15 protein-coding genes are annotated in these 12,145 nt (G+C 46.3%); 4 read left to right on the top strand and 11 right to left on the bottom strand.

The genetic code is table 11. The features are described from left to right. Positions 1-37 precede the first annotated feature (37 nt). From C4B57_09035 to C4B57_09020, 4 genes are all read left to right on the top strand, one after another. Positions 38-364: a hypothetical protein gene (locus tag C4B57_09035; protein PXF53725.1), complete on the top strand. Its 327-nt coding sequence runs from the start codon at positions 38-40 to the stop codon at positions 362-364. A gap of 389 nt (positions 365-753) precedes the next feature. Next, positions 754-2,130: a cobyrinate a,c-diamide synthase gene (locus C4B57_09030; GenBank protein PXF53767.1), complete on the top strand. Its 1,377-nt coding sequence runs from the start codon at positions 754-756 to the stop codon at positions 2,128-2,130. Positions 2,131-2,180: 50 nt separating this feature from the next. After that, positions 2,181-2,831, top strand: coding sequence for a precorrin-8X methylmutase (locus tag C4B57_09025; protein PXF53724.1), 651 nt, complete (start codon positions 2,181-2,183; stop codon positions 2,829-2,831). Beyond that, on the top strand, positions 2,828-3,586 hold the full coding sequence (locus tag C4B57_09020; protein ID PXF53723.1) for a precorrin-6A synthase (deacetylating): 759 nt from the start codon (positions 2,828-2,830) through the stop codon (positions 3,584-3,586). The genes C4B57_09025 and C4B57_09020 overlap by 4 nt, the downstream gene beginning before the upstream one ends. Before the next feature lie 181 nt (positions 3,587-3,767). On the opposite strand, the gene C4B57_09015 is transcribed toward C4B57_09020, so the two are convergent. The 11 genes from C4B57_09015 to C4B57_08965 all read right to left on the bottom strand — a co-directional run bounded on the left by C4B57_09015 (position 3,768) and on the right by C4B57_08965 (position 11,772). Continuing rightward, positions 3,768-4,697, bottom strand: coding sequence for a GDP-fucose synthetase (locus C4B57_09015; protein ID PXF53722.1), 930 nt, complete (start codon positions 4,695-4,697; stop codon positions 3,768-3,770). Between the two features lie 45 nt (positions 4,698-4,742). Continuing rightward, positions 4,743-5,798: a GDP-mannose 4,6-dehydratase gene (gene gmd, locus C4B57_09010; GenBank protein ID PXF53721.1), complete on the bottom strand. Its 1,056-nt coding sequence runs from the start codon at positions 5,796-5,798 to the stop codon at positions 4,743-4,745. A gap of 235 nt (positions 5,799-6,033) precedes the next feature. Further along, positions 6,034-7,224, bottom strand: a complete 1,191-nt coding sequence (locus C4B57_09005; protein ID PXF53720.1) for an NAD-dependent dehydratase — start codon at positions 7,222-7,224, stop codon at positions 6,034-6,036. A gap of 83 nt (positions 7,225-7,307) precedes the next feature. Continuing rightward, positions 7,308-7,700 (bottom strand): diversity-generating retroelement protein bAvd family protein, encoded by a 393-nt coding sequence (locus tag C4B57_09000; GenBank protein ID PXF53766.1) that lies wholly within the window; start codon positions 7,698-7,700, stop codon positions 7,308-7,310. Positions 7,701-8,143: 443 nt separating this feature from the next. Continuing rightward, positions 8,144-9,223, bottom strand: a complete 1,080-nt coding sequence (locus tag C4B57_08995; GenBank protein ID PXF53719.1) for a capsule biosynthesis protein CapD — start codon at positions 9,221-9,223, stop codon at positions 8,144-8,146. 65 nt (positions 9,224-9,288) lie between these two features. Beyond that, positions 9,289-9,468, bottom strand: coding sequence for a hypothetical protein (locus C4B57_08990; protein ID PXF53718.1), 180 nt, complete (start codon positions 9,466-9,468; stop codon positions 9,289-9,291). 36 nt (positions 9,469-9,504) lie between these two features. After that, complete coding sequence (locus tag C4B57_08985; protein PXF53717.1) at positions 9,505-9,759, bottom strand: excinuclease ABC subunit C; 255 nt, start codon at positions 9,757-9,759, stop codon at positions 9,505-9,507. Between the two features lie 12 nt (positions 9,760-9,771). After that, positions 9,772-9,960: a hypothetical protein gene (locus C4B57_08980; GenBank protein PXF53716.1), complete on the bottom strand. Its 189-nt coding sequence runs from the start codon at positions 9,958-9,960 to the stop codon at positions 9,772-9,774. Between the two features lie 80 nt (positions 9,961-10,040). Further along, positions 10,041-11,024 carry an epimerase gene (locus C4B57_08975; GenBank protein ID PXF53715.1) on the bottom strand — a complete coding sequence of 328 codons (984 nt, stop codon included), beginning with the start codon at positions 11,022-11,024 and terminating at the stop codon, positions 10,041-10,043. Positions 11,025-11,089: 65 nt separating this feature from the next. Next, complete coding sequence (locus C4B57_08970; protein PXF53714.1) at positions 11,090-11,548, bottom strand: DNA-binding protein; 459 nt, start codon at positions 11,546-11,548, stop codon at positions 11,090-11,092. Continuing rightward, on the bottom strand, positions 11,545-11,772 hold the full coding sequence (locus C4B57_08965; protein ID PXF53713.1) for a hypothetical protein: 228 nt from the start codon (positions 11,770-11,772) through the stop codon (positions 11,545-11,547). Before C4B57_08965 ends, C4B57_08970 begins: the two co-directional genes overlap by 4 nt. Between the last annotated feature and the right edge of the window lie 373 nt (positions 11,773-12,145).

The following is a 12,145-nucleotide window of genomic DNA, read 5'->3' as shown; positions in this document are numbered from 1 at the left end:
GGAAGAAGCTCGGGCTGAACGTATTGGACATATTTTTTTGAGTCCGGAGGAAAGAAGGTTGAAAAATTTTGTATTCATCATTGTATGCATTACCGGTTTTTTCTGCATTTTTGAAAGCCTGCCGGCATTTTGCGAAAATTTTCCGGTCCGGGTCAAAAGACCTGTGGACGATTCAATTTCGATCCGCCGGAAGACCCAGCAGACCGAGGATAAGTGGGCCGGAGAACGTGCAAGGCTCAAGATTGAATATGAAAAACTGGAAGAGGAAACCGAGCGCCTAACCGCTCAAAACATGGAGATGGGAGCGAGAAGGCGGTCCGTGGACCTGCTGGATCTCCCCCTGGGGGAGGTAGTGGTGAAATGAAAAAGACAGCGATCAGAATCCTTGCCGCTGCCGGAATTTTCCTGCTCCTGTCCGGGGCCGCCCATGCCGAAGATATGCGGGCATTGCAGATAAAAGCCATGAAAAAAAAGCGGCCCTTCTCGAAAAGGCAAATCAGGAAAAAGAGCGCGCCTTAATAGAGGCCGAAGCTGCTGGCGTATTGACTTCGGTACACATAAATCCAAACCGGACAGCCTTTGGTGTTAAAGGATGCAGAATAAAGCCCTTGAAATATCTTGAATCCATGGGCAACCTATCAAGGGCGGGATTTTCTGGATGCGAGAGCATGTTGAAAGAATATCCCACCCTTGATCGGCTACATCCATAGGAAACAGATGAGTACTGCTTTTCAGGTGGAAAAACGTGTAAAGATCGCCCGGCTGTGTATTGCCGGAACCCATAGCGGGTGCGGTAAGACCACTGTTTCCCTGGGGATCATAGCCGCCCTTGTAAGAAGAGGTTACACTGTCCAGCCCTTTAAGGTGGGTCCTGATTTTATTGATCCGGGTCATCACAGAAGGGTAACCGGAAGGGATTCCCACAACTTGGACGGATGGATAATGGACCCTGAGCATAACCGGCAGATCTTTGCACGCTATGGTCATGATGCGCATGTGTCTGTAGTCGAGGGCGTCATGGGCCTGTTTGATGGGTTCTCCGGCAGCGATGAAGCCGGCTCAACGGCCCAGATGGCCAAGTGGCTTGATCTGCCCGTAGTCCTTGTCATAGATGCCAGGGCCATGGCACGATCCGCTGCCGCTGTTGCCCTGGGCTTTTCCAGGTTTGATCCCGGTCTTTCTCTGAAAGGCATCATTTTTAACCGCGTGGGGAGTAAAGGTCATGCCCAAGTGATAGAAGATGCACTGCGTTCCAATGCCGGTCTGCCGGTGTTCGGGTGTTTGCCTGATAATGAGGGACTTGAAATCCCCTCCAGGCACCTTGGGCTTGTCACGGATGAAGATTTCAGGGTACATGAAGACCAGATTGAAAGACTGGGGCGCTGGGCAGAGGACAATCTGGATTTTGATCAACTTTTGGGGTTGTTGGAAAGGGCAAAGGTTCATGGGTCTGAGTTTTACATTCCTGACGGCCGTCAAAAACATGGCCCTGAAATAAGAATCGGAATTGCCAGGGACAAGGCGTTTTGCTTCTATTATTCCGAAAACCTGCGATTGCTTGAAGAGGCGGGCGCAAAGCTGATCCCCTTTTCTCCATTACATTCAAGGCATCTGCCCGGGGAAATCAATGGCCTGATCCTGGGAGGAGGTTATCCCGAACTGCACTGTGAGATGCTTTCCCGGAACCGGCAACTATTGGCCGAGATAAGGGAGTTCGGGTTGAGCGGCAAGCCCATATATTCAGAGTGTGGGGGCTTTATGTTTCTCACAAAAGAAATCCAGGACCTTGAAGGTCATATCTTCTCTATGGCAGGGATTTTCCCCTTGAGGGCAAAGATGGGAGGTCGGCTGAGGGCCCTCGGGTATCGTGAAGTTATCACTCAAAAGGAAAGTATCCTGGGTGCTAAGGGCACAAAGATCAGAGGGCATGAATTCCACTACTCCAGGATTTACAATATGGAGCCGAACCCCGAATGCATTTACACCATGACGGATCGGAAGGCCGGCTTCCAGGCTGAGGAGGGCTTTGTCCAAAATAGGGTCTTGGGCTCCTATGTGCATCTACATTGGGGTTCCAATCCTGAAGTTGCGAAAAACTTTGTGGATTATTGCCGGAGATACGGCCAATAGCGTATTGTCCCTGGATGAATGCGACGGAAAATCAGTAAAGGTAAGTATTTATGAGAGATATTGATGCACATATTGAACCGGAGGCCATAGAAAAACGTTCCTTTGAAATCATTGACTCCGGGGTGCCTGAGCCGCGTCCTTTTGAAGGTGACGAATGGCTTGTAGTCAGGAGGATGATCCATACAACCGCCGATTTTGGATTATTATCTCTTGTCAATTTTCACCCTGATGCTATCAAGTCCGGTATCGCAGCCCTGAAATCAGGCTGTCTGATCGTGACTGACACAGAGATGGCCCGCATGGGGATTACCTTAAGACGTACGGACCGATTGGGCTGCCGGGTTGAGTGCTACATGGGTGAACCCGAAGTAAAAGAGAAGGCGCAAAAGGAGAAAATTACAAGGGCATCCGCGGCAGTTGATTATGCCCTGTCCAGGCTAAACAGGGCCGTATACGTTGTGGGGAATGCCCCTACGGCCCTCTTGAGGCTTTTGGAGTGTATCAAAGAGGGGAAATGCAACCCGGCGGTCATCGTGGGTATGCCGGTGGGCTTTGTGAATGCGGCTGAGTCCAAAGAAATGCTCATGGGGCAGACAGGTATCCCATTCATCACTGTTGAAGGCCGCAAGGGAGGATCAGCCTTGGCTGCATCCGTGGTAAACCAGTTGGCCGAGATGGCCCTGGCAAGGTTTAAGAAATGAAGAAGATATATCTTATCGGAATTGGGCCCGGCAACCCTGATTATTTGACCATCCAGGCGATAAACACAATGAAAGAGGTAGATGTCTTTTTCATTCTTGAAAAGGGAGAACGGAAGGGATTTAAGGAGTTCATTAAGATAAGAAAGGAGATATTGGAGAGGTATTTGGATAGCGGGACATACAGGGTTGTGAGCGCAAAGATCCCTGAACGTAAAAAAAACCGTAAGTCATATAAGGAAGAAGTTAAGACATGGCGTCAACAAAAAGCAGAGGTTATGACCGGATTGATTGAAGACAAGATGAAAGACGGCGAGATCGGCGCCTTTCTTATCTGGGGCGATCCATCCCTATATGATGGACATTTAGAAATTCTTCAACATATCCTTAAGGAAGGAACGGTAGATTTTGAGTACAAGGTGATACCGGGAATAACCAGTGTCCAGGTATTGGCAGCAAGGCATAAAATTCCCCTAAACCGTATAGGAGAGTCCGTTGTGATTACAACGGGCAGAAGATTGAAAGAATATATGCCTGCTGAGATTACAAATACTGTAGTATTATTAGATACTTATTCTGCCTTCAAGCATTTTAAGGATTCGGATATTGACATCTATTGGGGTGGATATTTAGGAAGTAAGGATGAAATTCTGCTTTCAGGGAGGTTAAAAGATATAATTGAGGATCTTAAAAAGATAAGAAGTAAGGCCAGAAGGGAAAAGGGTTGGCTTATGGATACATATATTTTAAGGCGTTAAGGGCGGGGGATTTGCTGGAAAATGAGATTAAGTTTGAAATTTGGGACGATTAAAAGATGCTAATTAATAATGGGAACAAGCTCAAAACTTTACACCTTAAATAACGCAATTTTTTGTCTCGACAAAGGGGTACACTTCACTTCAGCAGATCTTGGAGATGCCTCCCACCGGATTCATTTGATTAATATACCGTCTCTTTATACCATTGATAGGTTTTTGTTATTCCCCCCCTGAGACCGGTCTTTGCCTCCCAGCCTAGATCTGTTAGCTTGCTCACATCAAGTAGTTTCCTCGGGGTACCGTCCGGTTTTGACACGTCAAATTTCAATTCTCCTTCATATCCGGTTATTTCCTTTATCAACAAGGCAAGCTCTCTTATGGAGATATCTTCTCCTGTCCCCACATTAATGATCTGATCCTCATCATAGTTTTGCATCAAAAAGACGCAGGCATCGGCAAGGTCATCAACATACAAAAATTCCCTTCGAGGGCTCCCTGTTCCCCATATTTTTACGAAGGGCTCTTTGTTCATTTTAGCTTCATGGAACTTTCTTAAAAGGGCCGGTAAAGCATGTGACGTTTCCAGGTCAAAATTATCGTTAGGGCCATAAAGATTTGTCGGCATGATAGAGATAAAATTGGTTCCATATTGCCTGTTGTAAGACTGGCACATCTTAATACCAGCAATTTTGGCTATGGCATAGGGTTCATTTGTGGACTCTAACTTGCCGTCCAGGAGATACTCTTCCTTCATCGGTTGAGGGGAAAGCTTGGGATAGATGCAGGAACTACCTAAAAACAGTAACTTTTTTACCCCGCAGACATACGCATAATGGATTATATTGCTTTGAATCATGAGATTATCGTAGAGAAATTCAGCAGGGTATGTGTTGTTTGCCAGGATACCGCCCACCTTGGCGGCAGCAAGGAATACATAATCAGGGCGCTCCTGCTCAAAAAAGGAGTTTACATCCGCCTGGAGGCGCAGATCCAGCTCTTTGCTGGTCCGCGTAACAAGATTGTTATACCCCGATGCCCTGAGCTTTCCTGCAATGGCAGAACCAACGAGTCCTCGATGGCCTGCAACATAAATTTTACTGTTTTGTTCCATGCTTTTCTTCCCAGGACGTTTAGATCCATTGAAAAATTCTGTTCATCAAAATCCGGCCCCGATACCAACTACCTTAACCTTATTGTTCATTATCTTCTGTATAACATCTTTTGAGTTCTTCATCTCCTCCAGTTCTCGCATATCGGCATCCACCATGATCCGTACCAATTCTTTGAAGGTAACCTTCGGTTCCCAGCCCAATTTTTCTTTTGCCTTGCCGGCATCACCTTGAAGGAGCTCGACCTCGGTAGGACGGAAATATTGCGGATCGATCTCCACATGCTCCTGCCAGTCTAAATCAGCGTAAGCAAAAGCCTCTTCCAGAAATTCTTTTACCGAATGGGTTTCACCAGTTGCAATAACAAAATCTTCAGGTCTTTCCTGCTGCAACATTAACCACATGACCTCCACATACTCCGGAGCATAGCCCCAGTCTCGCTTTGCCTCCAGATTGCCAAGGTAAAGCTTGTTTTCAAGGCCGTATTTAATGCGGGCAACAGCGCGGGTAATCTTCCGTGCAACAAAGGTCTCTCCTCTCCTTGGAGACTCATGATTAAAAAGTATCCCGTTGCAGGCAAACATATTATACCCCTCTCTATAATTCCTGACCATCCAGAAGGCATATACCTTAGCTGCGGCGTATGGGCTTCTCGGCCTGAAGGGCGTTTCTTCATTCTGAGGATGGGGGGCGTCCCCGAACATCTCACTACTTGATGCCTGATAAAATTTTGTTTTAATGCCGCTTCTTCTCACGGATTCCAACAGACGGGTCGTCCCCAAGCCGGTTACATCGCCTGTAAACTCGGGCATATCAAAACTGACCCTTACGTGACTCTGGGCGGCCAGATGATAGATTTCTTCGGGTTGAATGTTATAAATCAGATTCGTTAACTGACCTGAATCCGACAGGTCTCCATAGTGGGTAAAAAATTTTGCATCAGGGACATGGGGATCAACATAGATATGTTCGATTCTACCTGTATTAAACATACTTGCACGCCGAACTATACCATGGACCTCATATCCTTTAGATAACAGAAGCTCTGCCAGATAAGATCCGTCTTGGCCTGTAATGCCGGTAATCAAAGCCCTCTTTGTCATTAGAATCCTCTCAGTGAAATATTTATCTACCCTTATTTACTGGCAAAAAAGTCATGTAATCGTCCTTTATTTAACCGGGGTAATCCATGCCCTGTGAAATGTTTACCCCGTGGAATACGTAGCCTATTTCTCTGGGGCGTAATCTGCGGATTGCACTCAGGCATTGCAAACGGCACTTTCATATTTCCTTCTACTTTCTGTTATTCGCTTTCAGCTCTGTGCCAGGCGCTCTGCGCTATCCCCACTTTACCCCTCTAAATATCACGTCTTTCCTCACGTTGTCTTTGAACTGATCAACAATCCTCATCATTCCCTCAATGACCTCATCCGTCAGATAGTGCGGCTTTACCCCTATCTCGATTAGCCCCTGATATGTGGGATTGTAGTAATGTTTTTCGGCCTCCTTGCGGGGATTTTCGAGATGATCGATGCGTACCTCGTAGCCGAGGGACCTGCTCACGCGCTGCACCTTTTCAGCCAGCTCGTTGGCACTGAAGGTCTCCATGATCTGGTTGAAAATACGGAGTTGTCCTTTCTTTGCGGGGGTCTCCGCAGCCTTATGCACGCATTGCATGGTGTCATTGATATTCAAATACCCCCGGGTTTGACCTCCTTTTCCATAAACTGTCAACGGGTAGCCCACAATGGCCTGAACAATGAAACGGTTCAAAATGGTCCCAAAGATCTCGTCATAATTAAAGATTGTCCGCAACCGCTCATCAATGACCGAATCCTCGGTCTCCAACCCATAAACAGGTCCCTGCATCAGGTCCGTAATCCGCAGGTCCCACATACGCACCCCGAACCACATCAGATCCGTATCCATGATCTTGGTCGTGTGATACAGAGAACTGGCCTGCCGGGGAAAAAGAAATCGATCTTTTCTGCCCTTGTGCTCAATTTCGAGCCACCCTTCTTCAATATCGATATTGGGCGTCCCATATTCTCCCATGGTACCCACATGAACCACATGGGTATCCCTTGAGAAATCCCGCAAAGCAAACATCAAGTTATTCGTTACGAGCAAGTTATTCGTTATAGTAATATTGGCGTATTTGTAGTTGATCAATGAATATGAAGCCGAGGGCTGCTCTGCATAATGGACCACAGTCTCAGGCACACCGGAGAAGATCCGGTCCACCGACCATGTGTATTCCACCCGTCCATCAAACAGGCCCCTCATAACCTCGGCATCTGTCAAATCTCCGATCACAACCTTGATCTCTTTTCCCGTGTGTTCGTACCAGATCTTGGCCCGCTCGATCAGAGTCGGAACAGGATAGAGCATGCCTAAATCAAGCTCCACGCATGCGTTACGGCGGAAATAATTATCTACGACCGTAACATCATATCCTCTGTTCGAAAAATACATGGCAGTAGGCCAACCAAGATAGCCGTCACCACCCAGTATCAGAATATGGCTCACTTCGTTCCCCCTTTTTCCAGATGACAGTGTTCAGATGACAGAGATCAGATGTCGGATGTCAGAAGTCAGGATTACATGATACATCATTGTTTGAAGTTAATAAGAAATGGTGATGGTTTCTTGATCATGGAACCCAGCATTGCGCCGACAGCTTGACATTCTTCTACAAGGTAGCGGCGGTGTTCTTCGCTGAGATACCCACAGTCTTTGGCAAAATCGAGCCAGGTATCTGTCTCGCTGTTTTCTCCATCTGCATCGGTCAACTTGCTGATAAAATGTGCCTCATATCTGCGCTTTGCCCATGCTTCTCTCAAATTACTACAAACTGAACGAGATGATCTTCTGATCTGATCCGTCAACGAATACTTTTCTTCTGAAGGCCATCGCTGGCTGATATTGAATATTTCCATAGCAAGCGCGTAGGCCTTTTTATAGACTTTCAGGTCCTTTGCAGACTTTATTTGTTTTGTTTCGATATCCGACCTCCGTCCTCCGTCCTTCATCCTCTATCTTACCTGACCTCCGACATCTGACTTCTGACCTCTGTCCTTCCCCGTCCTCCGTCCTTCATCCTCTATCTTACCTGACCTCCGACATCTGACTTCTGACCTCTGTCCTTCCCCGTCCTCCGTCCTTCATCCTCTATCTTACCTGACCTCCGACATCTGACTTCTGACCTCTGTCCTTCCCCGTCCTCCGTCCTTCATCCTCTATCTTACCTGACCTCCGACATCTGACTTCTGACCTCTGTCCTTCCCCGTCCTCCGTCCTTCATCCTCTATCTTACCTGACCTCCGACATCTGACTTCTGACCTCTGTCCTTCCCCGTCCTCCGTCCTTCATCCTCTATCTTACCTGACCTCCGACATCTGACTTCTGACCTCTGTCCTTCCCCGTCCTCCGTCCTCCGTCCTGCCGATTATGGCCAATATCGTTCATCAGGATGTCTACTAATCTCTGAGGGCAGATCTAATAATTTGTATTTCACAAAGAACTCTTCGATTTGCTCTTGCGTCATTGTTGGCTCATCGGAGGAAATATACGGCCGATCAACTTTTTTGGATACGATATCAGAATAATCATATTCGATCTTTCTATACATACTCCTAAATGCAGGCTGGACTACAAAATAATCTTTCAATTCCCATGCTCTCCTGGTTTCCTCATCACTCATCAGTTCTTCGTACATCTTCTCGCCAGGCTTCACGCCGATTTCTTTGATCTCGATCTTTTGAGGATCATGACCGAAGTGCGGGGCCAAAATCTTAATCATGACCTCGGCCAAATCTTTGATGCGCAGGACCGGCATCTTGGTGATGAACACCTCGCCGCCTTTTGCCAGGGAATGGGAATCAATGACCAACTTCACGGCCTCGCTGGCACTCATGATAAAACGAGTCATGTCTGGATGGGTCAACGTAACAGGAGCGCCTCTGCGAATCTGTTCTTTAAAAATAGGTACTACTGATCCCCTTGATCCCAGTACATTTCCAAAACGGGTGGAGGCAAATACAGGACCATCTCCACGCTGATTACTGTTGGCAGCAGTCATCAGCCGCTCGCCCATAAGCTTGGACGTACCCATGACGCTGGTAGGATTTACGGCCTTGTCTGAGCTGGTGAATATGACTTTTTCCAGACTATTTTCATAAGCTGCATAAATTATGTTTTGTAGTCCTACTATATTGGTCTGCACAGCCTCAAAGGGGGAGCGCTCACATAAAATCACATGCTTGAATGCCGCGGCATGAAAGACAATATCCATCTTTCGCATACAGCGAACGAGCTTGTCCCGGTCCCGCACATCCCCCAGTGTAAATCTGGCATTAGGATATTCAGCAAAGCTCTGCTCTAGAAAAAAAAGTTCACTCTCGTTGTTATCCAGGCCAGAAAACTCTCCGACCTGATACACCTCCAATAGCTGCCGTACTAATTCAAGCCCGATCGTTCCGCAGCATCCTGTGACAAGTACCCGCTTGCCCTTGAAAAATTCGTTCATACTATATGCTCCGCTTTATGCTACGCAGGTTATTTGTTAATGGTTATTCGTTATTGGTGTGCAGCTTAGGAAATCTTTGCTTTATTTAAATACCTGATGTATCCATTGAGCAAGACCAGCGCTCCATTGATGAGTTCTCTTCCTCGCTCATATTCCCCGTCGGTGATATGGCCCTCATCTATCGAGGTGATCAACTGATCGATAAGCTCATACAGCGATCCCCGACTTATTCTGCAAAACTGGATATTTTCCTGGAAATGAAACCTGCCATAACCCTCAGTTTACCCTGTTAAATAAGATTTGAGCCTCTTTTTCAGGTACATTTTCCCATGATGCGTTTTCAAATACTTTTCCCTCTTTGTCGCATCATCCTGATCCAAACATGCCTCATAATAAACTAGCTTCAAAGGCCTCCGATCCCTTGTCGAGTCTACATCGCCCTTATTATGCTGCTCAAATCTTAGCTTGAGGTTCTTGGTAAAACCTGTATAGAATCCTCCACCATTTTCGCTCTGCAAAACATATGTGTAATACACTTTCTCCTCAAGCTATTTAACAGGGCAAGCATTATGACTCGTAGATCGGGCCGCTCTCTTCATATCATCCACCAAGGAGTATTTCTCATCCTTCGGATACTTCTTCACCAACTCGGTGATGTATCTCCGCACCTCCGTACACGCTTTCCAACATTCCAGGTCTTCAAATGATTGAAAGCTCTTTTTATTATCTTTTTTCACGAATAACCATTAACAAATAACTTCTGCCCTTCCCGCAAGGGGCTTTTCACAAATAACCAATAACGATTAACCAATAACGATTAACTTTCACCCAGAAACCATTTGAACGTCAGTTCGAGACCACTCTCCAAGCCCACCTTCGGCTCAAATCCAAGCATCCCCCTTGCCTTCGATATATCCGAATAGTTTCTCCGGACCTCTCCCTTCCTCTCCTTCTCGTAGACGAGCTCACTCTTCCGCCCCAGGTATTTCCCGGACAGGTCATTCAGGGCCTCAGCCAACTCTATTACCGTGTGTTCCCGATGGGTAGCGATCTGAAAAACATGTCCGCCGACGCCAGGAACCGTCACCCCAGCCCAAACAGCTCGAATCAGGTCATCGATGTAGATGAAATCCCTGGTCTGACTGCCATCGCCGTAAATAGTCAATGTCTCTCTTTCAAGGATCTGTTTGATAAACTTGGCCACTACACTGCCCTTATGCGTGGAATATGGCCCGTAAACATTGCCAAAGCGCAGGCATACCGTCTCCACTCCGAAAGAACCATGAAAGGCCGAGCAGTATGCCTCGCCGCAGAGCTTGCTTGCACCATAAGGGGAAATAGGTCTTGGCAGCATCTCTTCATGAATAGGCGGTTCCTGTTCACCTAAAGGCGCACCAGAGGAAGCAAGCACAAAGCGTTTGACATTGCTTTTTCTGCAGGCATCCAGGTAGTTAAATGTACCCAGCACGTTAACCACGCAGTCCATTCGGGGATCTTCAATGGAGGGAATAACTCCGGTATTGGCTGCCAAATGGACTACACCATCCGCTTCTTGGCAAACAGAATCAGCAAGCTTGGCATCCTGGATATCCCCAACAACGAGAGTTGCTCCATTGTCCCAGCCCGTCAGTTCCTCCGCTTTGATTATCCGGAATGTGCAGACTTTATTCAGATCCTCAAGCTGTCCAACGCTTAGATTGTCCACAACACGGATACAAACACTTTCATCCGTTTTCATTAAAAAACGGATGAGATTTACACCAATAAACCCGCATCCGCCCGTTATAACGATATTCTTCACTTATCTGCCCTATGTACCAAAGTAACGCAACTTCGTACCAACGTCCTCCATTACTTATCTCTATATTATGATGTCTCTCCCTGGAACTGAGGAAGCGTGTTGATAACATCTCCTAATAACATTATTTGTGAGAAATCACGAGTCTTGAGATGGGTATATAATCGTTTATCACTGGTAACCAATGCCAAATTGAGTTCGAGCGCAGCGGCAATATAGACCGTATCTTTTTCATCAATCTCTTGACAAAGTTCATACGCTTTAGTTAATGAGGCTTGAGACAAGAGCAGGTTTGGAATCACGGTCACATCTTTCAGGAGCCGGAGAACAAATTCTTGAAACTCGTGTTCCGTCAATTTGGTCTTTTTGATGATACGCTGCTTATATTTTTCCAGTTCAAGAAAAGCAAAATCCGGCAAATAGATAGTATATTCTGAGAATAAGAGTGTATAGACCTCTTTCCCACTGATAAAGGCACTGAACAGGATATTGGCATCAATGACATACTTGTGTGTCGTTGATGTCATAGTTGTGGTAAATATTTCGCTTTATATTCTTGCCAAGCCTCTTGACGAGCTTCTTCCACCTCTTTGTCGTGGTCGAACCCTGCCTGCTGCATGGCTTGAGTCATCTTCTCGCCTAAATATTGGACTCGTAACAGCGAGAGTTGGCGTTCTATAAACGCTTTAATGGCTCGTACTCCTATTGCTTGGACTAACGTCTCGTCAATGTCAAGTTGAATCACACTCATAGACTCTTCTCCTTTTAGCCAAGTTCTTTCATGTTGAAAAATCAACTTACGATCTGGTTATGATGAATGCAATGAAAATCTGTTGTATTTTCAGAAAGAAGACTCTTTTGATGGTATGTTACCTTTCTCTATCATGCATGATGTGCTGACCACCAAATAACATTCTGACATCTGATCTCTCATCTTTAATCTGCGTCAATCTGCGTAATCTGTGGATCAATAAATCCCATCCGCCCTGCCCTCTTTAGAGTCTGTCCCGCAAATATTAGTTGCAAAATGAGGCCGAATTCGGTAAAATATTATATAATTTCAACATGATAATTGCTTTTTGAGGGCCTCATGAACTACAATTTCAGAAGCTATAATCCGGAGC

This window comes from Deltaproteobacteria bacterium (assembly GCA_003194485.1).
Classification (GTDB): Bacteria; Desulfobacterota; Dissulfuribacteria; order Dissulfuribacterales; family UBA3076; genus UBA3076.
This window is presented reverse-complemented; position numbering and strand designations above follow the sequence as displayed.

Coding starts and splice junctions, on each gene's coding strand:
- C4B57_09020 (PXF53723.1), top strand. CDS start 2,828: ATGAAGAAGATATATCTTATCGGAATTGGGCCCGGCAACCCTGATTAT.
- C4B57_09015 (PXF53722.1), bottom strand. CDS start 4,697: ATGGAACAAAACAGTAAAATTTATGTTGCAGGCCATCGAGGACTCGTT.
- C4B57_08965 (PXF53713.1), bottom strand. CDS start 11,772: ATGAGTGTGATTCAACTTGACATTGACGAGACGTTAGTCCAAGCAATA.
- gmd (PXF53721.1), bottom strand. CDS start 5,798: ATGACAAAGAGGGCTTTGATTACCGGCATTACAGGCCAAGACGGATCT.
- C4B57_08995 (PXF53719.1), bottom strand. CDS start 9,223: ATGAACGAATTTTTCAAGGGCAAGCGGGTACTTGTCACAGGATGCTGC.
- C4B57_08970 (PXF53714.1), bottom strand. CDS start 11,548: ATGACATCAACGACACACAAGTATGTCATTGATGCCAATATCCTGTTC.
- C4B57_09025 (PXF53724.1), top strand. CDS start 2,181: ATGAGAGATATTGATGCACATATTGAACCGGAGGCCATAGAAAAACGT.